This window comes from Streptomyces sp. LaPpAH-108 (assembly GCF_000373625.1).
Classification (GTDB): Bacteria; Actinomycetota; Actinomycetes; order Streptomycetales; family Streptomycetaceae; genus Streptomyces.
Genome location: NZ_KB891994.1, coordinates 118,148 through 142,628 on the forward strand (window position 1 = coordinate 118,148; position 24,481 = coordinate 142,628).

Annotated in this window: 20 protein-coding genes; 13 read left to right on the forward strand and 7 right to left on the reverse strand. The window is 69.4% G+C overall.

Annotated features, from left to right (window positions below; genetic code table 11):
• Positions 1-123 precede the first annotated feature (123 nt).
• Genes tkt through B079_RS0116280 form a run of 7 tightly spaced genes read left to right on the forward strand, consistent with a single transcriptional unit; the run spans position 124 to position 9,125 of the window.
• Positions 124-2,199, forward strand: a complete 2,076-nt coding sequence (gene tkt / locus B079_RS0116250) for a transketolase (protein WP_018546891.1) — start codon at positions 124-126, stop codon at positions 2,197-2,199.
• A 19-nt stretch (positions 2,200-2,218) separates the two neighbouring features.
• Positions 2,219-3,361, forward strand: coding sequence for a transaldolase (tal, locus tag B079_RS0116255; protein WP_026248757.1), 1,143 nt, complete (start codon positions 2,219-2,221; stop codon positions 3,359-3,361).
• A complete protein-coding gene (gene zwf / locus B079_RS0116260) occupies positions 3,361-5,067 on the forward strand; it encodes a glucose-6-phosphate dehydrogenase (RefSeq protein WP_018546893.1) in 1,707 nt (568 codons plus the stop codon). Before tal ends, zwf begins: the two co-directional genes overlap by 1 nt.
• Positions 5,064-5,990 carry a glucose-6-phosphate dehydrogenase assembly protein OpcA gene (gene opcA, locus B079_RS0116265; RefSeq protein ID WP_018546894.1) on the forward strand — a complete coding sequence of 309 codons (927 nt, stop codon included), beginning with the start codon at positions 5,064-5,066 and terminating at the stop codon, positions 5,988-5,990. Before zwf ends, opcA begins: the two co-directional genes overlap by 4 nt.
• Before the next feature lies 1 nt (position 5,991).
• Positions 5,992-7,647: a glucose-6-phosphate isomerase gene (gene pgi, locus B079_RS0116270; RefSeq protein ID WP_018546895.1), complete on the forward strand. Its 1,656-nt coding sequence runs from the start codon at positions 5,992-5,994 to the stop codon at positions 7,645-7,647.
• 1 nt (position 7,648) lies between these two features.
• Positions 7,649-8,527, forward strand: coding sequence for a phosphogluconate dehydrogenase (NAD(+)-dependent, decarboxylating) (gene gnd, locus B079_RS0116275; RefSeq protein WP_018546896.1), 879 nt, complete (start codon positions 7,649-7,651; stop codon positions 8,525-8,527).
• A gap of 4 nt (positions 8,528-8,531) precedes the next feature.
• Complete coding sequence (locus B079_RS0116280; protein ID WP_018546897.1) at positions 8,532-9,125, forward strand: histidine phosphatase family protein; 594 nt, start codon at positions 8,532-8,534, stop codon at positions 9,123-9,125.
• Between the two features lie 78 nt (positions 9,126-9,203).
• Here the strand turns inward: B079_RS0116280 and B079_RS0116285 are convergent, their stop codons facing one another.
• From B079_RS0116285 to B079_RS0116300, 4 genes are all read right to left on the reverse strand, one after another.
• Positions 9,204-9,644: a PPOX class F420-dependent oxidoreductase gene (locus tag B079_RS0116285; RefSeq protein WP_018546898.1), complete on the reverse strand. Its 441-nt coding sequence runs from the start codon at positions 9,642-9,644 to the stop codon at positions 9,204-9,206.
• Between the two features lie 64 nt (positions 9,645-9,708).
• A complete protein-coding gene (locus B079_RS0116290) occupies positions 9,709-11,208 on the reverse strand; it encodes a hypothetical protein (RefSeq protein WP_018546899.1) in 1,500 nt (499 codons plus the stop codon).
• 112 nt (positions 11,209-11,320) lie between these two features.
• Positions 11,321-14,941 (reverse strand): ACP S-malonyltransferase, encoded by a 3,621-nt coding sequence (locus B079_RS0116295; RefSeq protein WP_018546900.1) that lies wholly within the window; start codon positions 14,939-14,941, stop codon positions 11,321-11,323.
• Between the two features lie 462 nt (positions 14,942-15,403).
• Positions 15,404-16,609 (reverse strand): MFS transporter, encoded by a 1,206-nt coding sequence (locus B079_RS0116300; protein ID WP_018546901.1) that lies wholly within the window; start codon positions 16,607-16,609, stop codon positions 15,404-15,406.
• 216 nt (positions 16,610-16,825) lie between these two features.
• Here B079_RS0116300 and B079_RS0116305 point away from each other — a divergent pair, with 216 nt between their 5' ends.
• Positions 16,826-17,197 carry an ArsR/SmtB family transcription factor gene (locus B079_RS0116305; RefSeq protein WP_018546902.1) on the forward strand — a complete coding sequence of 124 codons (372 nt, stop codon included), beginning with the start codon at positions 16,826-16,828 and terminating at the stop codon, positions 17,195-17,197.
• 81 nt (positions 17,198-17,278) lie between these two features.
• Here the strand turns inward: B079_RS0116305 and B079_RS32175 are convergent, their stop codons facing one another.
• Both B079_RS32175 and B079_RS0116315 read right to left on the reverse strand, forming a co-directional pair.
• Positions 17,279-17,956: a ScbR family autoregulator-binding transcription factor gene (locus B079_RS32175; protein WP_018546903.1), complete on the reverse strand. Its 678-nt coding sequence runs from the start codon at positions 17,954-17,956 to the stop codon at positions 17,279-17,281.
• Positions 17,957-18,050: 94 nt separating this feature from the next.
• Positions 18,051-18,785: a response regulator transcription factor gene (locus B079_RS0116315; RefSeq protein WP_018546904.1), complete on the reverse strand. Its 735-nt coding sequence runs from the start codon at positions 18,783-18,785 to the stop codon at positions 18,051-18,053.
• A 436-nt stretch (positions 18,786-19,221) separates the two neighbouring features.
• On the opposite strand from B079_RS0116315, the gene B079_RS0116320 reads away from it, so the two are divergent.
• From B079_RS0116320 to B079_RS0116335, 4 genes are all read left to right on the forward strand, one after another.
• The gene (locus B079_RS0116320) at positions 19,222-20,139 is read left to right on the forward strand and encodes a ScbA/BarX family gamma-butyrolactone biosynthesis protein (protein ID WP_199779936.1); all 918 of its coding nucleotides are present in this window, start codon (positions 19,222-19,224) and stop codon (positions 20,137-20,139) included.
• Positions 20,140-20,166: 27 nt separating this feature from the next.
• Entirely contained in the window at positions 20,167-21,099 is a 933-nt protein-coding gene (locus B079_RS0116325; protein WP_018546906.1) for an NAD-dependent epimerase/dehydratase family protein, read from the forward strand.
• A 206-nt stretch (positions 21,100-21,305) separates the two neighbouring features.
• Positions 21,306-22,529, forward strand: a complete 1,224-nt coding sequence (locus B079_RS0116330) for a serine hydrolase domain-containing protein (RefSeq protein ID WP_026248758.1) — start codon at positions 21,306-21,308, stop codon at positions 22,527-22,529.
• A 144-nt stretch (positions 22,530-22,673) separates the two neighbouring features.
• On the forward strand, positions 22,674-22,844 hold the full coding sequence (locus B079_RS0116335) for a hypothetical protein (RefSeq protein ID WP_158685002.1): 171 nt from the start codon (positions 22,674-22,676) through the stop codon (positions 22,842-22,844).
• Between the two features lie 7 nt (positions 22,845-22,851).
• Here the strand turns inward: B079_RS0116335 and ribA are convergent, their stop codons facing one another.
• Positions 22,852-23,511: a GTP cyclohydrolase II gene (gene ribA / locus B079_RS0116340; RefSeq protein ID WP_018546909.1), complete on the reverse strand. Its 660-nt coding sequence runs from the start codon at positions 23,509-23,511 to the stop codon at positions 22,852-22,854.
• Between the two features lie 39 nt (positions 23,512-23,550).
• On the opposite strand from ribA, the gene B079_RS33965 reads away from it, so the two are divergent.
• Complete coding sequence (locus B079_RS33965; protein WP_078495967.1) at positions 23,551-24,417, forward strand: creatininase family protein; 867 nt, start codon at positions 23,551-23,553, stop codon at positions 24,415-24,417.
• The last annotated feature ends 64 nt before the right edge of the window (positions 24,418-24,481 follow it).

A 24,481-nucleotide genomic window follows, 5' to 3' on the forward strand; every position in this document is an offset into this window, starting at 1 on the left:
ACGCGTTCGATGTCCCAGATTCACCACAGGCTGACACACCCCGACCTTTCCGCGAAAAAGTCAGACTTTTAAGTTTGAACGCGTTTGATCAGTAACCCGGCTTCGAACGAGGACTTCTTGAAGATGAGCACGCAGACACCCGAGAGCTTCGAGTGGACCGATCTCGACCGCCGCGCCGTCGACACGGCCCGGCTTCTCGCGGCCGACGCCGTGCAGAAGGTCGGCAACGGCCACCCCGGCACCGCGATGAGCCTCGCGCCTGCCGCGTACACGATCTTTCAGAAGGTGATGAAGCACGACCCGGCGGACCCCGAGTGGACCGGCCGTGACCGCTTCGTGCTGTCCCCGGGCCACACCTCGCTGACCCTCTACACCCAGCTCTTCCTCGCGGGCTACGAGCTGGAGCTGGACGACCTCAAGGCGTTCCGCACCCAGGGCTCCAAGACGCCCGGCCACCCGGAGTACGGGCACACGGCCGGCGTGGAGACGACGACCGGACCGCTCGGCCAGGGCGCCGCCAACGCGGTGGGCATGGCCATGGCCGCCCGCTACGAGCGCGGCCTGTTCGACCCCGAGGCCCCCGCGGGCACCTCCCCCTTCGACCACACCATCTGGGCGATCGTCTCCGACGGCGACCTGGAGGAGGGCGTCTCCGCCGAGGCGTCCTCGCTCGCCGGCCACCAGAAGCTCGGCAACCTGGTCTTCCTCTACGACGACAACCACATCTCGATCGAGGGCGACACCGAGACCGCCTTCTCCGAGGACGTCCTCAAGCGGTACGAGGCCTACGGCTGGCACACCCAGCGCATCGAGCCCACCGCCGAGGGCGACGTGGACGTCCCCGCGCTGTACGCGGCCCTGGCCGCCGCCAAGGCCGAGACCGGGCGCCCCTCCCTCATCGCGATGCGCACGATCATCGCCTGGCCCGCCCCGAACGCCCAGAACACCGAGGCCTCCCATGGCTCGGCGCTCGGCGCCGAGGAGATCGCGGCCACCAAGCGCGTCCTCGGCTTCGACCCGGAGCAGTCCTTCGAGGTCTCCGACGAGGTGCTGCGGCACGCCCGCCGCGCCCTGGACCGGGGCGCCGAGGCGCACGCCGCCTGGGACAAGAAGATCGCCGAGTGGCGCACCGCCCAGCCCGAGCGCGCCGCGCTGTTCGACCGCGTCTCCAAGGGCGAGCTGCCCGAGGGCTGGCAGGACGCCCTGCCGGTCTTCGAGGAGGGCACCTCGGTCGCCACCCGCGCCGCCTCCGGCAAGGTCCTGAAGGCCCTCGGCCCGGTCCTGCCCGAGCTGTGGGGCGGCTCCGCCGACCTCGCGGGCTCGAACAACACCACCATCGACGCGAGCAGCTCCTTCCTCCCGGAGGGCAACCCGCTGCCCGAGGCGAACCCGTACGGCCGTACGGTCCACTTCGGTATCCGTGAGTTCTCCATGGCGGCCGAGATGAACGGCATCGCCCTGCACGGCAACACCCGCATCTACGGCGGCACCTTCCTGGTGTTCTCCGACTACATGCGCAACGCCGTGCGCATGTCGGCCCTGATGCAGCTCCCGGTGACCTACGTCTGGACGCACGACTCCATCGGCCTCGGCGAGGACGGCCCGACCCACCAGCCGGTCGAGCACCTGGCCTCGCTGCGCGCGATCCCGGGCCTCAACATCGTCCGCCCGGCGGACGCCAACGAGACCGCCATCGCCTGGGCCGAGATCCTGAAGAGGCACGCCACCGACCCGGCCCCGCACGGACTCGCGCTCACCCGCCAGGGTGTCCCGACGTACGCTCCGAACGAGGACGCGGCCAAGGGCGGCTATGTCCTGCGTGACTCCTCGACCGAGGTCCCGGAGGTGATCATCATCGCGACCGGCTCCGAGGTCCACCTCGCCGTGGCCGCCCGGGAGGCCCTGGAGGCCGAGGGCATCGGTACGCGCGTGGTGTCCATGCCGTCCGTGGAGTGGTTCGAGCAGCAGGACCGCGCCTACCGCGAGAGCGTCCTGCCGCCCGCCGTCAAGGCGCGCGTCGCCGTCGAGGCCGGCATCGGCCTGACCTGGTACCGCTATGTGGGCGACGCGGGCCGCATCGTCTCCCTGGAGCACTTCGGCGCCTCCGCCGACGCCAAGACCCTGTTCGCCGAGTACGGCTTCACCCCCGAGAACGTCGCCGCCGTGGCCCGCGAATCGCTGGCCGCCGCGCGCGCCTGATCCACGCGACAAAGAAAGAATGAGCACTGTGACCGAAGCAATCAGCACCCCCGGTTCCCTCAAGCGCCTCGCCGACGAGGGCGTCTCGGTCTGGCTGGACGACCTGTCGCGCAAGCGGATCACCTCGGGCAGCCTCGCCGAGCTGGTGACGGGCGGCGGCGTCGTCGGCGTCACCACCAACCCCTCCATCTTCCAGGCCGCCATCGGCTCGGGCGAGGGGTACGAGGAGCAGCTGACCGACCTGGCCGTGCGCGGCCTGACCGTCGACGAGGCCGTCCGCATGATGACGACCGCCGACGTGCGCGACGCCTCCGACATCCTGCGTGGCGTGTACGACGCCACCGAGGGCCGCGACGGCCGGGTCTCCATCGAGGTCGACCCCCGTCTGGCCCACAACACCGTCGCCACGGTCGCCGAGGCCAAGCAGCTGAACTGGCTGGTCGACCGCCCCAACGTGATGATCAAGATCCCGGCCACCAAGGCGGGCCTGCCGGCCATCACCGAGGTCATCGGCCTGGGCATCAGCGTCAACGTGACCCTGATCTTCTCCCTGGAGCGCTACCGCGAGGTCATGGCCGCCTACCTGGCCGGTCTGGAGAAGGCCAAGGAGCGCGGCATCGACCTGTCGCAGATCCACTCCGTGGCGTCCTTCTTCGTCTCCCGCGTGGACTCCGAGATCGACAAGCGCCTGACCGCTCTCGGCACCGACGAGGCCCTGGCCCTGAAGGGCCGCGCCGCCCTCGCCAACGCCCGTCTGGCCTACGAGGCGTACGAGGAGGTCTTCTCCTCGGACCGCTGGCAGGCGCTTGCCGCCGCGGGTGCCCACAAGCAGCGTCCGCTGTGGGCCTCCACCGGTGTGAAGGACCCGGCGTACAAGGACACCCTGTACGTGGACGAGCTGGTCGCCCCCGGCACCGTCAACACCATGCCCGAGGGCACGCTCAAGGCCACCGCCGACCACGGCGACATCACCGGTGACACGGTGACCGGCCGCTACGAGCAGGCCCGCGCCGACCTCGCCGCCGTGGAGAAGCTGGGCATCTCCTACGACGAGGTCGTCCAGCAGCTCGAGGACGAGGCCGTCGCCAAGTTCGAGGCCGCCTGGCTGGAGCTGCTGGAGGCCGTGACCGAGTCCCTGAAGAGCAAGGGAGTGGACGCGTAATGGCAAGCAAGTCAGCCGGGGCCAAGGCGGCCCCCGCCGAAGCCGGGGCCGCGCAGGCCCCGGCCGAGGCCGAGGTCGAGGCGGCTCCCGCCGAGGCCGGGACCAAGACGCGCGCCAAGGCCAAGGAGCGGCCCGCCGCGGCCCGCGCGGCCGAGCAGGTGCGCGTCCCGGTGGCTCCGGCCGCCGACTGGGACAACCCGCTGCGCGACGCCCGCGACCGCCGCCTGCCCCGCATCGCGGGGCCCTCGGGCCTGGTCATCTTCGGTGTCACCGGTGACCTGTCCCGCAAGAAGCTGATGCCGGCCGTCTACGACCTGGCCAACCGCGGTCTGCTGCCGCCGGGCTTCTCCCTGGTGGGCTTCGCCCGCCGCGACTGGGAGGACCAGGACTTCGCCCAGGTCGTCCACGACGCCGTCAAGGAGCACGCGCGCACGCCGTTCCGCGAGGAGGTGTGGCAGCAGCTCGCCGAGGGGATGCGGTTCATCCCCGGCGACTTCGACGACGACACCGCCTTCGACCAGCTCAAGCAGGCCGTCGACGAGCTGGACGCCTCCCGGGGCACCGGCGGCAACTTCGCGTACTACCTCTCGGTGCCGCCGAAGTTCTTCCCCAAGGTCGTCCAGCAGCTCAAGAAGCACGGCCTGGCGGACGCCCCCGAGGGCTCCTGGCGCCGCGCGGTCATCGAGAAGCCCTTCGGCCACGACCTGGCCAGCGCGCACGAGCTGAACGCGATCGTGCACGAGGTCTTCGAGCCGGACCAGGTGTTCCGGATCGACCACTACCTCGGCAAGGAGACCGTCCAGAACATCCTGGCGCTCCGCTTCGCCAACCAGATGTACGAGCCCATCTGGAACCGGTCGTACGTCGACCACGTACAGATCACCATGGCCGAGGACATCGGCATCGGCGGTCGCGCGGGCTACTACGACGGCATCGGCGCCGCCCGTGACGTCATCCAGAACCACCTGCTCCAGCTCATGGCGCTCACCGCCATGGAGGAGCCGATCGCGTTCGACGCGGACTCGCTGCTCACCGAGAAGCTGAAGGTCCTCAAGTCGGTCCGCCTCCCCGACGACCTGGGCGAGCACACCGTGCGCGGCCAGTACGCCTCGGGCTGGCAGGGCGGCGAGAAGGTCGTCGGCTACCTCGAAGAGGACGGGATCAACCCCGAGTCGACCACCGACACCTACGCGGCCGTGAAGCTGGAGATCGACAACCGCCGCTGGGCGGGCGTGCCGTTCTACCTGCGCACCGGCAAGCGGCTCGGCCGTCGCGTCACCGAGATCGCGATCGTCTTCAAGCGCGCCCCGCACTCCCCCTTCGACTCCACCGCCACGGAGGAGCTGGGCGAGAACGCGATCGTCATCCGCGTCCAGCCCGACGAGGGCATGACCGTGCGCTTCGGCTCCAAGGTGCCCGGCACCTCCATGGAGATCCGGGACGTCTCGATGGACTTCGCCTACGGCGAGTCCTTCACCGAGTCCAGCCCCGAGGCGTACGAACGGCTCATCCTGGACGTGCTGCTCGGCGACGCCAACCTGTTCCCGCGCACCCAGGAAGTGGAAGAGTCCTGGAAGATCCTCGACCCGATCGAGGAGTACTGGGACACCCACGGCAAGCCGGCGCAGTACGACTCCGGCAGCTGGGGACCGCGGGAAGCCGACGAGATGCTCGCACGAGACGGACGGAGCTGGCGCAGGCCATGAAGATCGACCTGACCGACACCACGGCAAGCAAGATCAACAAGGCGCTGGTGGAGGGCCGCCGAGCGATCGGCACCCCGGCCGTCGGCATGGTCCTGACGATGGTCATCGTCACGGACGAGGAGAACGCCTACGACGCGATCAAGGCCGCCGAGGAAGCCTCGCACGAGCACCCCTCGCGCACCCTGGTCGTCATCAAGCGCCACCCGCGCACCCTGCGCGACCGGACCCACTCCCGGCTCGACGCCGAGGTCCGGGTCGGCTCCGAGGCCGGCGCCGGTGAGACCGTCGTGCTGCGCACCTACGGCGAGGTCTCCGACCACGCCGGGTCCGTCGTGCTGCCGCTGCTGCTCCCCGACGCCCCCGTGGTCGTCTGGTGGCCGGTGGAGGCCCCCGAGGCGCCCTCCAAGGACTCCCTGGGCGCGCTCGCCCAGCGCCGGATCACCGACCTGTACGCGGTCGAGCGGCCCCTGGAGGTCCTGGAGACCCGGGCCCGCACCTACGCCCCCGGCGACACCGACCTCGCCTGGACCCGGCTGACCCCGTGGCGCTCGATGCTCGCCGCCGCGCTGGACCAGGCGCGGGTCAAGGTGACCTCGGCCGCCGTCGAGGCGGAGGCGGACAACCCCAGCGCCGAGCTGCTCGCGCGCTGGCTGGAGGCCCGCCTGAACGTGAAGGTGGACCGCGTCGTCAGCGACGGCCCGGTCGTCACCGCCGTACGGCTCGGCACCGCCGAGGGCGAGATCGTGATCGACCGGCCCGAGGGCCCGCTGGCCACGCTGACCCTGCCGGGCCAGCCGCCGCGCACCCTGGCGCTGAAGGTCCGCCCGACCTCGGAGCTGATCGCCGAGGAGCTGCGCCGCCTCGACGCAGACGAGATGTACGCCATCGCCCTCAAGGGCGAGGCCACCAAGGAGAACTCCTGACATGTCCGACGCACCGTCAGACACCCCCAAGCTCACCCGCAGGCCCGAGTGGACGGCGCTCGCCGACCACCGTGCCACGCCCCAGCCGCACCTGCGCGAGCTGTTCGCGGCGGACCCGTCCCGCGCCGAGCGGTACGTCGTCAAGGTGGGCGACCTGCACATCGACTACAGCAAGAACCTGGTGACGGACGAGACGCTGGCGTTGCTCCAGGAACTCGCCACGGCCACGGACGTGTTCGGGCTGCGGGACGCGATGTTCCGTGGTGACCGGATCAACGTGACCGAGGACCGCGCGGTGCTGCACACCGCGTTGCGGGCTCCGCGTGAGGCCGTGATCGAGGTGGACGGCGAGAACGTCGTCCCGGGCGTGCATGCCGTGCTCGACAAGATGGCCGCCTTCGCCGACCGGGTGCGCTCGGGCGAGTGGACCGGTCACACGGGCAAGCGCATCAAGAACGTCGTGAACATCGGCATCGGCGGCTCGGACCTCGGTCCCGCCATGGCGTACGAGGCGCTGCGCGCCTTCACCGACCGCGACCTGACCGTGCGGTTCGTCTCCAACGTGGACGGCGCCGACCTGCACGAGTCCATCCGCGACCTCGACCCGGCGGAGACGCTGTTCATCGTGGCGTCGAAGACGTTCACGACGATCGAGACGATCACCAACGCCACCTCCGCGCGGCAGTGGCTCCTGGAGACTCTGGGTGACGAGAAGGCGGTCGCCCGGCACTTCGTGGCGCTGTCCACGAACGCCGAGAAGGTGTCCGGTTTCGGGATCGACGTGGACAACATGTTCGAGTTCTGGGACTGGGTCGGCGGGCGGTATTCGTTCGACTCGGCGATCGGTCTGTCGCTGATGATCGCGATCGGTCCGGATCGGTTCCGGGAGCTGCTGGACGGTTTCCGGATCGTGGACGAGCACTTCCGCACCGCCTCGGCGGAGGCCAACGCGCCTTTGCTGATGGGCCTGTTGGGGATCTGGTACAACAACTTCTTCGACGCGCAGTCGCTGGCGGTGCTGCCGTACAGCCACTATCTGTCGAAGTTCACCGCGTACTTGCAGCAGTTGGACATGGAGTCCAATGGCAAGTCGGTGCAGCGTGACGGGGCGCCGGTGGAGTGGCAGACCGGCCCGGTCGTCTGGGGTACTCCGGGCACCAACGGGCAGCACGCGTACTACCAGTTGATCCATCAGGGTACGAAGCTGATCCCGGCGGACTTCATCGGATTCGCGCGTCCGGCCGAGGAGTTGAGCGACGCGCTCAAGGGCCAGCACGACCTGCTGATGGCCAACTTCTTCGCCCAGACCCAGGCCCTCGCCTTCGGCAAGACCGCCGACGAGGTCCGCGCCGAGGGCGTGGCCGAGGAGCAGGTCTCCGCGCGCACCTTCCGCGGCAACCACCCCACCACGACCGTGCTGGCCCCCGAGCTGACCCCCTCCGTGCTCGGCCAGCTCATCGCCCTCTACGAGCACAAGGTGTTCGTGCAAGGCGCGGTCTGGAACATCGACTCCTTCGACCAGTGGGGCGTCGAACTCGGCAAGGTCCTCGCCAAGCGGATCGAGCCCGCCCTCACCGAGGGCGCCCAGGTCCCTGGCCTGGACCCCTCCACCACGGCCCTCGTCGCCGCCTACCGTTCCCTCAAGGAAGTGAACTGACATGCAGCTCGGACTCATCGGCCTCGGCAAGATGGGCGGCAACATGCGCGAGCGCATCCGCCGCGCGGGCCACCAGGTCATCGGCTACGACCGCAACCCGGAACTGACCGACGTCAAGGACCTCGCCGAGCTGGTCGAGAAGCTCGACGCGCCGCGCACCATCTGGGTGATGGTCCCGGCCGGTACCGCCACCCAGGTCGTCGTCGACGAGCTGAAGGACCTGCTCTCCCCCGGCGACATCGTCGTGGACGGCGGCAACTCCCGCTGGACGGACGACGAGAAGCACGCCGCCGAGCTGGCCATCAAGGGCATCGGCTTCGTGGACGCGGGCGTCTCCGGCGGTGTCTGGGGCCTGGAGAACGGCTACGCCCTGATGGTCGGCGGCGACAAGGAGAACGTCGACCGCCTGAAGCCCATCTTCGACGCCCTCAAGCCCGACGGGCCGTACGGGTACGTGCACGCGGGCCGCGTCGGCGCCGGTCACTTCGCCAAGATGGTCCACAACGGCATCGAGTACGCCATGATGCAGGCGTACGCCGAGGGCTGGGAGCTGCTGGAGAAGGCGAACTCCGTGGACAACGTCCGCGAGATCTTCCGCTCCTGGCAGGAGGGCACGGTCATCCGTTCCTGGCTGCTCGACCTCGCGGTCAACGCCCTGGACGACGACGAGCACCTGGACGAGCTGCGCGGCTACGCCGAGGACTCCGGCGAGGGACGCTGGACCGTCGAGGCCGCCATCGACAACTCGGTGCCGCTCCCGGCCATCACCGCCTCGCTGTTCGCGCGCTTCGCGTCCCGTCAGGACGACTCGCCGCAGATGAAGATGATCGCCGCGCTGCGCAACCAGTTCGGCGGCCACGCGGTCGAGAAGAAGGGCTGACGTCGTGGGGGACCTCCTGCTCGTCCGCCACGGCGAGACGGAGTGGAGCCTGTCGGGACAGCACACCAGCTGGACCGATCTGCCGCTCACCGCACGCGGTGAGGAGCAGGCCAGGTCCCTCGCTCCGCTCCTCGCCGGGCACGACTTCGCCGTCGTCCTGACCAGCCCGATGGGCCGGGCCCGGGACACCGCCCGGCTGGCCGGTCTGACCGGCGCCGAGTCCGACCCCGACCTGGTCGAGTGGGACTACGGCGGCTACGAGGGCGTCAAGACCGTCGACATCCACACGACCCGGCCCGACTGGAACCTGTGGACCGACGGGGTGATCCCGGGCCCCGAGGGGCATCCGGGCGAGTCGCCCGAGCAGATCGGGGCGCGCGCCGACCGGGTCCTGGCCCGGATCGACAAGGCGCTCCAGGAGGACGGCGGCGACGTGATCCTGGTCGCGCACGCCCACTTCCTGCGGGTGCTCACCGCCCGCCGCCTCGGCCTGCCGGCCGCCGACGGCCGCCTGTTCCAGCTGGCCACGGGCACGGTGAGCCGTCTCTCGACGGAGCACGGGCGCCCCGTGATCGTGGAGTGGAACCGGCTGCCCTGAGACAGCCGGGGTCCTGAGGTGAACGGCCGAGGCCCGGACCACCGTGTGTGGTCCGGGCCTCGCCATGTCCGCGGGCGCTTACCGCCGGGGCACCCCGTAGGCACGCTCGACGTGCAGCTTCACCACCAGCCGCCGGTCGCGGACCATCGCGGCGCGGTAGTCGTCCCAGTCCGGGTGCTCGCCCAGCACGTCCCGGTAGAGCCGGATCAGCTCCTCCACGGTCTCGTCGTCCGGGTCCTCGGCGACGGGAGTCAGCTCCACCGTCCCCTCGGCGACCGTGTACGCCCAGCGGTCGTCGCTGGTGACGTAGTACGACGCCCGGGGCTCACGGCGCAGATTGCGGGTCTTGGCCCGGTCGTCGGTGACCGAGACACGGATGATCCGCTCGGCCGGATCATAGGCATGGCTCACATTGGACAGCTGGGGCCGGCCGTCCCTCTTGAGCGTGACCAGCACACCACCGTGCCCCTCGGAGAGCAGCTTGAGCAGGGCGTCCTGCGTCGTCGGGTCGTCAGTCATACCGGGGTCAACGGAAGCGGCGCCGGTGAGCATTCCCCGCCGGTGCCGAAGACGCCCGCCGGAGTCACCCGCGGACCGCGTATCCACCGCTGCGATGGCCTGCGGCGAACGTGAAACCCTTGAACAGGGGGCTCTCGCCCTGCCCGGCCCCCCGCTGGCGAAGGGCGTAGCTGACCAGAGCGTGATGCAGCATGTACAACCGGTGTTCCTCGCGGCCCCCGGGGGAGAGCTGGTCGATCACCCAGGCGATGGGCGTGGCCCCGGCGTAGGCGTCCCTGGGCTCGAACAGTAGGTGCGCGGCACCCACCTCGCCGAGCACGTTGAGCGTATAGGCGAAGGGGTACGGGCGATTGACGCGGTCATCGTCCGTGCGGTCCAGGTCGGGGAAGCAGTCGACCAGCCTCTCGATGGCGCTGCCGTCGACCAGGTCCATGCGGCCCATGAGCATGGCGGTCTGGATGACGTAGGCGTACGCGATCCCGTTCAGAAAATAGTTCTCCCCGGGGTCGATGTGCCGCCACTGGCCCACGACGTGCTCGACGAAGGCGTTCCGGTCCGGCAGTTGCTCGTCCAGGCGGCCCAGGTTGTGCAGGGCGACGAGATAGTAGAGGCCCATGTGCGTGCGTTCGACGGGGGTGATACCGGCGAACAGTTCTCGGGCCTCGGCCAGCCGGTCCCGGCCGTGGTCCAGGTACGTCTCCGGGCGGCGGGTCATGGCGACGGCGTTGAGCATGGTGAGCAGCGGGTAGATCCGCGCGAAGCTCTCCGACATGGGCTGGGGGAACGCCGGGGGCAGATTCAGCTCGTCCGCGCGGTCGAGGTAGGAGAGAACGCCTTGCACATGGTCACGGCCCTCGTCGACGAACCAGGACTCGTATCCGAGCAGCGAGATCACCGACAGCAGCATGGCCCCGCCCCGGCCGCGGAAGAACGGAGCCGGGATCTTCTCCAGCAGGCCCAACGCCTCACGCACGTGGTTCCGGCGTCCGGTCACCAGCCTCTCCTTCAGGCCGAGTTGACCGAGGGCGAGGAACACCGCGGAGTACGCGGAGAGCTTCTCGTAGTGGCCGTGGCGTCCTGCGTTCTCGTCCTTGATGCGGTCCGGCTCGATCGTGTCGACGGCAGCCAGGATCTCGGCCGGGAAGTCGGTTCCGTCCTCGAAGAGCAGATGCCGGTCCAGTCCCAGCTTGGCGACGGCATCCATGAGCACGCAGCCTGCCATGACCCGGAAGTAGGGGTTCTCGACGGCCCGGACGGCGTCGAGGATCGGGCTCAGGTCGCGAGCGAGGTCGGCACGGCGCAGATTCCGTCCGGGGTGCGCGACGTCGAGGACGAAGTCGGCCAGGAGCCGGGAGAAACGGGTGTAGGCATCGTCCACGCCCTTGGCGTCGAGAAGGGCGAAAGCGTGCCGGATCCGGGTGGCGGCCTCGGGGTCGTAGGCGACGGGATACTGGCCGAGGCCGATGCCGCGCACCATCCGGCTCCACGGGGTGGCGATCACACGGCTCTCGTGGGACAGGTGGTGCAGTCCGTCCACCGGGACCGCGAACGGGAGGACAGTCATACGGGGACTCCTTCGGTGGGGAGTTGGTCCTGGAGCTGTGGGGAACCGTCGCCGGGCGGGCGTGGTCGGGTGAGGCCGCCCGGCGACGGGGGTGCGGGAAACCGGTGTGCGCTCAGCCGGCCAGGTGCGGCAGCGGCGGTACGGCGACACCCAGGAACTCGGTGCGTGTGCCTTCCAGCATCTGCAGAGCCCAGTTCAGCCACTTGATGCCCTCGCAGTAGATGGCGACTGGGCGGCGCTGGGTCTCGTAGGTGTCGGTGAGGGTGCCGTCCAGTTCCTTCTGGAAGTGGAAGGGCGGCATGGCCGTGAAGTGCTGGCCCATCATGAAGACGAACCGCACCAGCCAGTAGGGGTCGTCCCGCAGGTAGGGCGACGCGGGGTCGTCCAGCCGGAGCGCCGCCGTCATGACGGACGCGAAGTAGTCCTCCATGCCCGTGGGCGCCCCGGTGTCGACCGTGCCCCCCTTCGCGACCACGTCCCGTACGCGGTAGGCCTTCTGGTACGGGTTGCCCTCACGGAAGGCGATGGAGACGGTGGGGGTCCTGCCCTCGCCGGTGTCGACGCTCAGGGTGAACTGCTCGAAGTGGATCTCGTCGTAGTGGCCCAGGGAGTTGTGCCAGGGCTTGTTGTCGTACATCGCGTCGTCGCGGGTGTCCTTCCCCTCGCCGGCGAACCCGATGGCCCGAGGGTCGAGGAACCTGATCCCGAGCGACGCGGGAGTGATGTCCGCCAGGGCCGCGTCGACGTCCCGCTGGGGTGCCCCGGACTCGATCAGCCGCTGGGCGTGCTGGAGCGGCCCGATATGGGTGATCTTGATGTTCTCGGTGTTGGTGTCGCCCATGACGAGCGAGTGGAAGGCCGGTTCGAGGACGGCGGCGAAGTCGGGGTTCTCCCTGAACCGCCTCAGCAGAGCGGAGGAGTTGAGGTAGGAGATCCCGTCGACGACGATCCGCTCGGTGTCGAGAAGGTGCCGGTGGAAGGTGCGCGGCGCCGTGCGGCGGCACAGGTCCAGCCGGTCCTCGATCTTACGGAAGTAGGAGGTGTCGAGCGTGTCTCCGGGCGCGGGGACGCGGCCCACGCTGTGCACGTCCTCGTTCAGCACACGGATGATCTGCTCGTAGAGCCGGGCGACGACGGCGGGCGGCGGCGTGTGCTTCTCGACGTACCGGCTGACCTCCTCTCCCCCCACGTAACTCATCTCGTAGATGACTTCCCGGTCGACCGCGCGGTCGGCCTCGCGCAGGCGGGACGGGACGGGGACCTCCCGCTCCAGGACCGAGTGGACCTGGGGGAAGTAGTCGCGCACCGTGTCGGGGAGGCCTTGCAGGTATTCGGCCTGCTTCCTGGCCTTGGCGAACGGTGGCAGCATCACACCGTCGCCTTCCGGGTTCCATCGCGCCGTCGTCAGCGACTCGCTGAGGATCTTCCGGACCGTGACATGGTCCTCGCCGTCCTTCCTGACGAAGACGGTCAGTGACTCGCTGCCACCCTGGCCGAAGCTGACGATCGACTCGTCGCTGCCGATGTATGCCTGGACCGTGCTGGACAGCACCCGACGGCTGCGGGCGGTGGCGAGGACCCGCTCGTTCTCCTCGGTCAGGGCGAGGACGCAGTCGTACTCGAACGCGTCCAGAGCGGGGTTGAGCCGCTTCTTCCAGGTCTGGGCCGGATGCGAGACGGCGACGACACGGGTGGCGTACGGACCGGTGTCCACGTCGGTGGCCGGCTGCGAACCGAGGGCGATGATCTGGCAGTTGCCGTTGAGGTGGATGTGCCGCGTCCCGCCGTCGAGGGCGTCGCCCCGCAGGACGGCACGAGTGGCGGCGGCCAGGTGCTTGCGGGACTGGATCGGCACACCTTCGACCGAGACCAGCGGGACTCGGGCGTCGGCGAGGCCGTTCAGGATGCGCTCGGTCTCGTCCTCTGCGGTGTGTGGCGTGCCTAGGGCGACGGCGTCGGTGAGGGAGAGAACCCCGGACACGGCCAGGGCGGCCAGCCAGCCCGGCACGTCGCCGCCCTCCAGGTAGTGGTCGCTCTGCGCGAACAGGGCAGGCCGGTGCTGGGCGAGGGCGTGGAAGAGGAGGTACTGGTGGAGAACCTGCTGGCCGACCGGGGAGAGGCCTCCGTCGAGGGGGGATGTGCCGAGAAGCGTGTCGCGGATCTCGTGCGCCGTCGGCTGGGTGTCGAGCAGCAGACGGGTGCGGCGGGCCAGGCTCTCCTCGCTGGTGTCGTCCGGGGCACCGAAGTGGACGACGACCACCTCGGGGAGGCTCGTGTGGACCGTCCGCGTCCGGATGTCACCGGCCCGGTCGAGCACATTGAGTTCCACATACGCCTGCCCCAGCAGCGCGGAGTCCCCTGCGGTGATCCTCTTCTTCAGCCGGGCCCGGGTGACCAGTTCACCGCGGTCGACGGCGATGTGGTCGCGGTGCCGCCGCGTGTGCTGCAAGATCTCGAGGAACCGGTAGAAGGCGGGTGCCCCCTCCCGTTCGGGGCGCAGCATCTCCACGGTGACGACTCGTTCGAGAACGCGGGAGAAGTAGGCGTCGCAGAACTCGCTCCCGGCCGCGACGCGGAACAGCTCCCGCAGCAGGTGGTGGTCCTGGTCGGGGAGCTGCTCGCCCGTGGTGTACAGCGTCTCCAGCCGTGACATCAGGGCGCCCACCACGTTGATGGCGCGCAGGAGTTCGGCGGTGTCCTCGTGCGAGCCGGTGTAGCCCGTGGCGGGGGCGGCGACCGCGTTGTCCCGCAGCAGCCGGAGAGACTTGTCGCCCAGTCCCAGCTCCAGGACGAGGTCCGCGTCGAGACCGTTCAAGGTCTCGCAGGTCTCCCGGGACGCCATGACCCGGTCCGTCATGGCCAGGATCCCTTCGCGCACGGTGGACGCGGTGGTCAGCAGGGACATGTCGTGGTTGGAGACCACCGGAACCCGGGGCGTGCCGAAGCGGATTCCCTCGGCGGCGAGGAACCGCTCCAGGGCGGCGCGGGCGGGCCGCATCCGCGCCGAGTGCGCGAGGAAGACGGTCGGTTCCTTCAGGTCCCATGTGGTCGTGCCCGGGTGGGCGCTGAGGAAGCGGTCGAACGCGGGCCTGGCGCCGGAGCGGACGTAGAGGTTCGTCTGGGTCGGCGCATACGTCTTGTGCGGTTCGACATCCGTCGGCGGGAACGCCGTACGTGCCGCCTCCAGCACCCGTGCCAGTTCCTCCGGGCTCTGCGCCTTCACCGCGACCACGTGGTACGGCTCCGGAACGAGGGGGCTCCGACGCACGGACTCGTCCAGGTAGCCGGTCACGGTCCGGGCGAACGCCTCGTCGGTGTTCCGTGCGTCGGCGGCCTGGAGCATCAGCGGCGTGAAGGCCTGGGCGATGCGGACGCCGTCGTGGACGGAGAGGGAACCGCTCGCCACCGCGGCCGTGAGGATGCCGAAGCTCTCACCGGTGTAGGCGACGAAGGCGGCCGGTGTGCCGTTCTTCTCGATCCGGTCGCGCAGGTAGGCGTCCAGGGCGAGGCTGTGCACCAGCAGCGCGGCTCCGATGAAGCCCTGCCGCTCCAGCTTGCCGGCCGGGAGTGCCTCCGGGTCCAGCAGCAGGAGGTCGGGGCGGGCGGGGATGCCGAGGGCTCGGGCGGCCTCGCGGTAGATGCCGGTGACCTCGGGGACGTCGGAGTCGATGAGCAGTCGACCGAGGCTCCGGTAGAAGGACCGGCTGCCCAGTCCGGGGAAGAACCCCGCCACACGTATACGGTCCTTGGCGCTGAGGACGTCCTCGACATGAGCGGGCTGAAGGCGAGGGACCGGGGCGGCTTCGGTGTCACGCGTGAGCGAGGTGGAAGTGTCGGAAGGTGCGGAGGAGACAGGGGATTCGGGGGCAACGACGTCGGAAAGAGAGCGGAACACAGGAATCGCCTCTCGGGTTTTCTCCGTACGGTGGCGTCGCGCTCGCCTTTGGGCGCGGATGAATTCATTTCTCGGCTGCAAAGGAATTCTTTCCGTCTGCCCGCACCCTCTTCAACCCACACCGATACAGAATTGTTCAAGGCGCTACATGCCACTTCAAGGAACGTCAGAGGAATGTCAGAACCGATGCTCAGCGCCTTACGAGGGGCCACTCCGGGCAAACAAAAAGTCAGGGTCGAGAATCCTAGGGATTCTCGACCCTGACCTTCCTGAATTGTTTACCAAATGCTGCGCGACGTCTTACTGAACGCCCGCCTCGACCGCCTCCGGCCGGGGCGCGACACCTCCGGAGGCCTTGGACACCGCGGTCCTGCCGCCGAACGAGCCTCCTGCCACGACGACGAGTCCGGCGAGGGCGAGCCCGGCACCGACCCACAGCGGGGAGGCGTATCCGTACCCCGCGGCGAGGGCCAGACCGCCGAGCCAGGCGCCGAGCGCGTTGCCGACGTTGAAGGCGGCGATATTGGCGCCGGAGGCCATGGTGGGCGCGTCGGAGGCGTACTTCATGGTCCGCACCTGGAGGCCGGGGGCGCTCGCGAGCCCGATCGTGCCCATGAGCAGCAGGGCGACGAGGGTCGCGATCTTGTTCTCGGCCGTGAGGGCGAAGACACCCATGATGACGGTGAGGGCGGCCATGATGCTGATCAGCGTGGTGTTGAGGGACTTGTCCGCGGCCTTGCCGCCGACGAAGTTTCCGATGAAGGTGCCGGCACCGAACAGCACCAGCAGCCACGGAACCGTGCTGGCGGCGAAGCCGCTGACGTCGGTGAGGGTGAAGGCGATGTAGGTGTAGCCGCCGATGACACCGCCGAAGGCGAGAATGCTGAGAGCGATGGAGACCCATACCTGACCGCGCCGGAAGACGGCGAGTTCGGCACGCAGGTCGGTCCGCCCGGCCGCCGACGTCTGCGGCACGAGAACCTGAATTCCGATCAGCGCGACGACACCGATGATGGTGATGGCCCAGAAGGTGGAACGCCAGCCGAGCTGCTGACCGAGGAAAGTACCCAGCGGCACACCGAGTACATTCGCGGCGGTCAGCCCGCCGAACATGAGGGCAATGGCACCGCCCTTCTTGTCCTCCGCCACCATGTCCGAGGCGACAACCGCCCCGACGCTGAAGAAGGCTCCGTGGCACAGGGCCGCGACGACCCGGCCGACCATCAGCAGCTCGTAGTTGGGGGCGATCGCGGAGATCAGGTTGCCCGCGATGAACAGCGTCATCAGGCCGACCAGGATCTTCTTGCGGTCGAAGCGGGTGATCGCCGCAGTCAGGCCGAGGGCACCGACGGCGACACTGAGCGCATAGACGGAGACCAGATATCCGGCGAGCGTTCCGGAGACGTGGAAGTCGCCCGCCACCTCGGGCAGCAGTCCTACGATCCCGAACTCGGTGAGGCCGATACCGAAGCCCCCCAGCGCCAGGGCGATAAGCCCGATAGGCATGAGAAAACCCTCCGTTGCAATGGCATGCGGTGCGGGACCGTGCCGTGCGGGACACTGACGTATCGAAGTATCGCAGAACCTCGATACGTTGTGTCAAGTGGAGTCCGGAGCCTCTGAGTTGGAGGGCGCGATCAGAGCCCGCAGCTTACGAGCGCGTAACGTATCGATTATCATCGATACATCAACAGTCGGCTCCGCGTACGCACCGGAAGGCCCATGACGACTCACGACATACCCGCGACAGGCGACCTCGCGCCCCTGCTCGAACCCCTCAAGGCGCTCGCCAACCCCGTGCGGCTGCAAGTGCTCCAGTGGCTGCGCGAACCGGAAGAACACTTCCCGGTCAACCCGGCCGTCACCGATCCGCGCACCGTCGGTGTCTGCGTCAGCCACATCCAGGCGAAATCGGGCCTCGCGCAGTCCACCGTCTCCGCATACATGGCCGTGCTCGAACGCGCGGGCCTGGTGCAGTCCACACGCGTCGGGAAGTGGACCCATTACCGGCGCGACGAGGAACGCATCGCCTGGCTCGTCGGAGAGATCGAACAGGGCATAGGCAACGCCCAGACGCCCGATCTCCTCCCCTGACCTCGACTGCTTCCGCAGGTCCGGGCCCGGGCCGGCTTTCCTCGCCCAGGGCCCGGCATCGTTTCAGCGCCGCCGCGCCGGTCAGTCGTGTGCCGCTTCGGCAGACCCGGGTGGCGTCGCCGTTCCGGTCGGCCCAGCTGTCGGTTCGTCCGCCTCCGGCGGACGACTCGTGCGCAGGCGGGGCAGCATGCCCGGGGAGGCGAGCCCCGGCAGCACCAGCCGCCACAGCGCCGAGATCCGGCCGGGCAGATCCTGGCGATCGCTGTATGCCTGGGACATCACCTGCAGGCCCGTGAACGCGCCGACCACCGTCGAGGCGACCTCCGACAGATCCGTCCCCGGCAGCAACTCCCCCTGTTTCTCGGCTTCCCGCAGCAACTCCTCGACCACGGTGATCGACTGGTTGTAGGGGGTCTGGGCCGAAGTGACGAACGACGACTGCTCCACGGCCAGCCGCACGCTGGCCCGCAACACCTTGTCCGTCTGGAGCCGACGCGAGAACGTCAGGGTCAGGTCGATGACCGCCTGCAGCTTCACCGGCTGATCCGGCACGACCAACGCCTCGCCCTGCGCCTCCACCAGCGCGACCGCGATGGCTTCCTTCGAGGGGAAGTGGTGATACAGCGCACCCCGGGTGAGACCGGCCTTGGCGAGGATCTCGTTCGTGCTCGCCGCCTCGTATCCGCGCTCGCCGAACACATCCGCCGCGGCTTCCAGGATCGAGCGCCTCGACCTGATCCCTCGCTCCTGTCGAGCCATCGCGGTCCCTCACATTCCGGGCTCGGAAACATACAGACCTGTCTGCATTGTATCCGGCAAACCGCATCTGGTTACCCGCCCGTCCACCCATGCGTCACGCACGCCCTATACGGAAGCCGACCCCCCGCACCGTGACGATCCAGCGGCTCGACCCGAGCTTGCCGCGCAGGCTGCTGACATGGGTGTCGAGAGTGCGGCCGCGGTACGACCATTCGTCGTCCCACACCTGACTCAGCAGCTGGCGGCGGGAGAAGAGGGTGCCCGGCTGCGACGCCAGCAGGAACAGGAGGTCGAACTCCTTGGGGGTGAGATCCACCCGCCGGCCCTCCAGCAGGAGTTCACGGGCTCCTGCGTCGATCCGCAGCGGACCGTACGTGACAACCCGTGCCGCCGACCGCTGAGGACGGACTCTGCGCATCACTGCCTGGATCCGGGCCAGCAACTCCCTGAGGCCGTACGGCTTGACGACGTAGTCGTCGGAGCCGGCCTGCAGCCCGAGTACCCGGTCGAGCTCGGCCCCGCGTGTGGTCACGGTGATGATCGGGACATCGCCGACCGCCCGCATCCGGCGGCACAGCTCCAGCCCGTCCAGATCGGGCAGGTCGAGCCCCAGGAGGACCAGGTCGACATCGTGGTGGACCCGCAGCGCCTCGGCGGCGGTGGCCACACTGCGTGCGAGATAACCGTGCCGCAGCAGTTCCTGCACCAGGTCTCCGGCGGCCGAGGCATCACTCTCGACGACGAGAACCCTCAGCGCGTCACCATCTCGTTGCGCGATGAGCTCTTCCTCGATGCCCACTCTGGCCGGATGCACGACCTGCTGATCCATCGCTCCCCCAAGGTACGCCTCATCGAACTACTGAGCACTCACCCCGAGGGAAGTTACCAGACAGGTCCGTCGGTTTGTCAATGCAAAGCATCCAGCAACACATGCAGCCGGACCCACACCCCAACCGCGCACTAAAGCGCCATAACTGAGGGAAAATCAGGCAGGATTTCCCTCAGCCCGCCGACACAGAGCTAACCCCCGCCCGCACAAACGGATGCACGATGCATGTAACCGGCGCGTAAACCAAACAGCCTGCACAGTTTTAGGCAGGGTTTACTTTAAAACCCGGCCGCTCTGTCTGTATGTTGAAGGCGACGCGTATCCAGTGGTGACGGGGGTCCGGACACGCGTCCCGGTCACCCCTGTCCGCAGACAGACAGGAGTGCCGCGGATGCTGAACACCGCTCAAGCGCCCACGACCCCCAGTGCTCCGGTCATGGGCCCCCTTCTCACCAGAACCGTCCCGCGCGAATACGTCCACCGCGCCTCCGTGGCGGAAGTCTTTCTGACCGACTGGACGGCCGAACCGGCCGCCGCCATCGCCGGCTCCTCCTTCGTGGTGCAGGCTCAATGGCCGCGCAGCCACGGTCTGTTCGCCCCCGCCGACGGCTACCAGGACCCGCTGCTTCTGGCCGAGTCGATCCGGCAGACCGGCAGTCTGCTGGCCCATGCCGAGCACGGGGTTCCGTTCGGGCATCAGTTCCTGATGTGGAACCTGTCCTTCGCGGCCACCGCCCCGGCATTCGAGACCGGACCCGCTCCGACCGAGGTCACCCTGCACACCATGTGCCGCGACATCGTCCGCCGGGGCAGCACCATCGCGGGCATGCGCTACGAGGTCTCCGTCCGGCGCGACGGGCGCACCGTGGCGACCGGCGGTGCACGGTTCAGCTGCACCAGCCCGGCCGCCCACCGTCGGCTGCGCGGCAACCGCCCCACCGTCACGGACCGCTCCCTCCCGGCCCCTGTCGACCCGGCCGAAGTCGGGCGCCCGTACCCGGGGCACGTCGTGCTCGCCTCCCCCGCGATATCCAGCGACGCCCGCTGGGAACTGCGGGTCGACACCGACCACCCCGTCTTTTTCGACCATCCGGTGGACCATGTTCCCGGCATGATGCTGATCGAGGCCGCACGGCAGGCGGCCCGCGCCGCGACCCGGCGGCCCCGAGCCCTTCTCCTCGGGCTCGACGCCGAGTTCACGCGCTACGCCGAACTCGACGCACCCTGCTGGATCGAAGCCGAGGTCGACGTGCCCGACGCCTCCGGTCACCTGCGCGTCCGGGTACGCGGCACCCAGCAGGGCGAGCAGGTCTTCACCGCCGACCTGACACTGCGCGACAACGCGCCCGCCTGAGGCGCCCATGCCGTCAAGGGAGTTCGAGTGCGCACCGTTCTGATCACTGGCGCCGGTGGGTTCATCGGCGGCCACGTGGTACGCGAAGCCGCCGCACGACCAGGCATCTGCCTCGGCCTGCTGTCCCACCGTCGTCCCGTACCGTCCGCCGGGTCCGGGCACCGCGTCGTCCCGGTCGATCTCACCGACCCCCGCTCCCTGAAGGGCGTGTGCGCGGGGGCGGACGTCCTCCTGCACTGCGCGTCGTACGTCGGCCCGGAACCCGAGACCAACGAGGCCGTCAACGCCGAGGGAACCAGGAACCTCGTCGCAGAGGCTCGCCGCTCCGGGGTGTCGCGCATCGTCTATGTGAGCACGGCGTCCGTCTACGGCCGGGGTACCTTCCGGGACGCCGCCCCCGAAGAACTCGTCCGCGCCCCCGGTTCGCCCACATCGGCGAGCCGCGCGGCGGCCGAGGACGCCGTTCTGGAGGCCGACGGGATCGTGCTGCGCCCCCATCTCGTCCATGGCGCCGGGGATGTGTGGGTGGTCCCCGGTCTCGTCGCGCTGCTCTCCGCGCTGCCCGGCGATGTCAAGAACTGGCCGGCCCTGCTGTCGGTCGTCTCGGCGCGGGAACTGGGCCGCCTCGTGGTCGGCACCGGCCTCGCTCCGGCCGCCGACCTGACACGCAGGACCTATCACGCGGCCCACCCTGTTCCCGTCGCCGCGGGACGTCTGCTGGGCGCAGTGGCCCGGTATGCCTCGGTCCCCAGGCGGGGGCCCGTACTCACGGTGGCCGACGCGCAGGCGCTTCTCGCGGAGAGCCGCCAAGCCACACACGTGCTCGGCATGTTGGCGACCGACCACTGGTTCGACGCCGACCCGCTCTGGCGTGATCTGCGGCTGGAACCCGGTCCGGACTTCGACACGGCCTTCGCCGACTCGGCGTCCTGGTACCACCGCGACCTGTTCTCTGTCTGAGGGACATCACTCCGAACCTCCCGCAGGCCCACGCCTCCTGACGGAACGTGACCGGACCGCCGACCGGACGCACTGTCGGATCGCTCACTCGCGTCGCCGACGTGCGGGTCCTTCCCCCGGTCCTGCGCGACCATGAGGAACAACAGGTCGTCCCGGTGACCGAGCCGGACCGCGCGGCGGACGACGCGACCGTAGGAGAGCGAGCGATGGCACAGCTGCGACAGGAAGTCGATCCGGAAGAGGCGGGGCTGGACGCGAAGGCGCTGGACCGGCTGGATCAGCACGTGGCCCATTACGTGGACGAGGGGCGGCTGCCCGGCTTCCTGGTGTCGGTGGCCCGGGGCGGGCGCGTCGCGCATCTCACCGTGCACGGTCACCGGGACCGTGCGGCGGGGTTGCCGGTCGAGCCGGACACCTTGTGGCGGATCTACTCCATGACCAAGCCGGTCACCGCCGTCGCGGTGCTGATGCTGGTGGAGGAGGGGCTGCTGTCGCTGGACGACCCGATCGACCGCCACCTGCCGGAGTTCGCCAACCCGCGCGTGTACGAAGGCGGTTCGGGCGCGGACGTACGGACCCGTCCGGCGTCCGGTCCGATCCTCGTCCGCCATCTGCTGACCCACACGGCGGGTCTGACCTTCGCCTTCTACCACAGCCACCCGGTGGACGCCCTCTACCGCGAGGCGGGCCTGGAGTCCTCCGTGCCGCCGGGTGCGAACCTGGAGGAGACGGTGGCGGTGTACGCCCGGCTGCCCCTCCAGTTCGAGCCCGGCACCCAGTGGAACTACTCGGTCGCCTCCAATGTGCTGGGCCGTCTGATCGAGGTGGTCTCGGGGCGCCCGCTGGACGCGTTCTTCGCCGAGCGCGTCTTCGTCCCGCTCGGCATGACCGACACCGGCTTCCACCTCACGCCCGAACAGACGCCCCGCCTGGCCGAGTTGTACGGCGAGACCGAGAACGGGGGCATCGAACCCGTCCCCGGTCTCCCCCTGCGCGGCCGTCCCCGTTTCCTCTCGGCCAGCGGCGGCCTGGCGTCGACCGCCCACGACTACCACCGCTTCATGGAACTGCTGCGCCGGGGCGGCGAACTGGACGGCGTCCGCCTGCTCCGGCCGGACACGCTGGCCCTGATGACCCGCAACCAGCTCCCCGGCGACGCCGTCCTGCGCGCCTTCGGCGCCCCCGCGCACCAGGAACGCGCCAACGACGGCCTCGGCTTCGGCTTCAACGTCTCCGTCGTCACCGACCCCACCCGCACGCTTGCCCCCTCCGCCCCCGGCACCTACGGCTGGACCGGCGTCGCCACCACCGCCTTCTGGATCGCCCCCGCCCACGACCTCACGGTCCAGTTCATGACCCAGCTCCGCCCGAAGACCCTGAAGATCTTCCCGGAACTGCGCCGTCTGGTCCACGAGGCGGTGACGGGCTGAGGCGCGGATAGGTTCGCCCCATGGGCTTCACCAGCGAGTCTCGACGACGATCTGGCGCGCTTGGTCGCCGAGGCCGTCCGGGGCCTCTTCCGAGCCATCGGTCCCGCGCGGGCCGCGCTGTTGCCGGGGTGGTGCGGGAACGTCGTGCTCACGTCCGCCGAGGTGCGCGGCGCTGCCCCGAAGGACGCCGAGCGGCGCGGTGGGCTCGACTACGCGGTCGGCGAAGAGTCCGTCCTGGACGGCCCGTTGCGCCTGTGGCGGCTCGCCGCACAGGCCCGGCTCGGGCTGTGCGGCGTGTCGCTCGTCCTCGACTGAGCCGGGTTCAGGAGCCGTGGCCCACCGCGTCCAGGTGCGGGAGGTCGTGGTCCAGGCGTTCGCGCTTGGTGCGGAGGTAGGTGATGTTGTTCTCGCTGGGCTCGATCAGGAGGGGGACCGTTTCCGCGACCTCGATGCCGTGACGGGTCAGCGCCTCGCGCTTGCGGGGGTTGTTGGACATGAGGCGGACCGAGCGGACGCCGAGGTCGTGCAGGATCTCGGCGGCGACCCGGTAGTCACGGGCGTCCACCGGGAGACCGAGGGCGAGGTTGGCCTCGACGGTGTCCAGGCCCTCCGCCTGGAGGGCCATCGCGCGCAGCTTGGCCAGCAGACCGATGCCCCGGCCCTCGTGACCGCGCAGGTAGACGACGATCCCGCTGCCCTCGGCGGCGACCGCGCGCAGCGCCGAGGACAGCTGCTCACCGCACTCGCAGTGCTGGGAGCTGAACGCGTCCCCGGTCAGGCACTCGGAGTGCAGCCGGGTCAGCACGCTCTCCTCGCCTATCTCACCGAAGACCAGGGCGACGTGTTCGTCACCCCGGTCGTGGTCCAGGTAGCCGATCGCCTGGAATTTCCCGTACGCGGTGGGCAGCGGGGTATTCACGACGCGTTCCGCGCCCGAACGCCGCGGGGACTTCTTGCCGAGGACGCCGAGGTTTTCTGTCATGATCTGATTCCTAAGCAGAGACGAAAGGCCGTGAAAAAGATGAGTGGTTCGGGCGCGCGTGCGGCGGCGGCACACGGAGTGCTGCCGACGGACACCACGGAGGACGTACGGAAGCGGGGGGCGGGTGTCTCAACACAGGTCGCCGTCCTTCCCGTGGGCAGCTTCGAACAGCACGGCACGTACCTCCCACTGGCGACCGACACGCTCGTCGCCTGCGCCGTGGCGCGGGAGATAGCCGCCGCGTACCCGGTGCACCTCCTTCCCCCGGTGACGGTCTCGTGCTCCCACGAGCACGCGGCCTGGCCGGGAACCGTCAGTATCTCCTCCACCACCCTCCACGCCATCGTGCGGGACATGGCGGATTCGTTGCGCCGTTCGGGTGTCGAGGCCCTGGTGGTGGTCAACGGCCACGGCGGGAACTACGTCCTGGGCAACGTCGTGCAGGAGGCATCCGCGCGCGGTGAGCGCATGGCGCTCTTCCCGGCCGCGGAGGACTGGGAGGCGGCCCGGGAGCGCGCGGGCGTGGTGACCTCGCTGCTCACCGACATGCACGCCGGGGAAATCGAGACGTCCATTCTTCTGCACGCTCATCCCGAATTCCTCCGCCCTGGTCATGAGACCGCCGATTTCACCGCCGACGACCGTCGTCATCTGCTCACCACGGGAATGTCCGCCTATACCGAATCGGGCGTCATCGGACGCCCGTCCCTGGCCACGGCGGAAAAGGGCAAGAGCCTGCTGGCGAGCCTGGTGGCGGATTTCGCGCCGTACTTCGAGCTGGTGACCTCGGAAAAGCTCCCGGTCTCCGGAGAACTCGCGGCTTCCGGCGCGGCGGTCTCCGGCGAGGTCCCGCCCACAGGGGAGACGCCGTCCGCCGGTGAACTCCCGGGCGCCGTACGGGAGTAGCCCCGCAGCCCGGCGTACCAGCGGGCGACGAGGACGACGGCGCCGGGCAGGCTCGCCACGAAGC

Excerpts from the sequence above, each read along its gene's own strand:
- tkt (WP_018546891.1), top strand. The coding sequence starts at position 124 with ATGAGCACGCAGACACCCGAGAGCTTCGAGTGGACCGATCTCGACCGC.
- tal (WP_026248757.1), top strand. The coding sequence starts at position 2,219 with ATGAGCACTGTGACCGAAGCAATCAGCACCCCCGGTTCCCTCAAGCGC.
- zwf (WP_018546893.1), top strand. The coding sequence starts at position 3,361 with ATGGCAAGCAAGTCAGCCGGGGCCAAGGCGGCCCCCGCCGAAGCCGGG.
- opcA (WP_018546894.1), top strand. The coding sequence starts at position 5,064 with ATGAAGATCGACCTGACCGACACCACGGCAAGCAAGATCAACAAGGCG.
- pgi (WP_018546895.1), top strand. The coding sequence starts at position 5,992 with ATGTCCGACGCACCGTCAGACACCCCCAAGCTCACCCGCAGGCCCGAG.
- gnd (WP_018546896.1), top strand. The coding sequence starts at position 7,649 with ATGCAGCTCGGACTCATCGGCCTCGGCAAGATGGGCGGCAACATGCGC.
- B079_RS0116285 (WP_018546898.1), bottom strand. The coding sequence starts at position 9,644 with ATGACTGACGACCCGACGACGCAGGACGCCCTGCTCAAGCTGCTCTCC.
- B079_RS0116290 (WP_018546899.1), bottom strand. The coding sequence starts at position 11,208 with ATGACTGTCCTCCCGTTCGCGGTCCCGGTGGACGGACTGCACCACCTG.
- B079_RS0116300 (WP_018546901.1), bottom strand. The coding sequence starts at position 16,609 with ATGCCTATCGGGCTTATCGCCCTGGCGCTGGGGGGCTTCGGTATCGGC.
- B079_RS0116305 (WP_018546902.1), top strand. The coding sequence starts at position 16,826 with ATGACGACTCACGACATACCCGCGACAGGCGACCTCGCGCCCCTGCTC.
- B079_RS32175 (WP_018546903.1), bottom strand. The coding sequence starts at position 17,956 with ATGGCTCGACAGGAGCGAGGGATCAGGTCGAGGCGCTCGATCCTGGAA.
- B079_RS0116315 (WP_018546904.1), bottom strand. The coding sequence starts at position 18,785 with ATGGATCAGCAGGTCGTGCATCCGGCCAGAGTGGGCATCGAGGAAGAG.
- B079_RS0116320 (WP_199779936.1), top strand. The coding sequence starts at position 19,222 with ATGGGCCCCCTTCTCACCAGAACCGTCCCGCGCGAATACGTCCACCGC.
- B079_RS0116330 (WP_026248758.1), top strand. The coding sequence starts at position 21,306 with ATGGCACAGCTGCGACAGGAAGTCGATCCGGAAGAGGCGGGGCTGGAC.
- ribA (WP_018546909.1), bottom strand. The coding sequence starts at position 23,511 with ATGACAGAAAACCTCGGCGTCCTCGGCAAGAAGTCCCCGCGGCGTTCG.
- B079_RS33965 (WP_078495967.1), top strand. The coding sequence starts at position 23,551 with ATGAGTGGTTCGGGCGCGCGTGCGGCGGCGGCACACGGAGTGCTGCCG.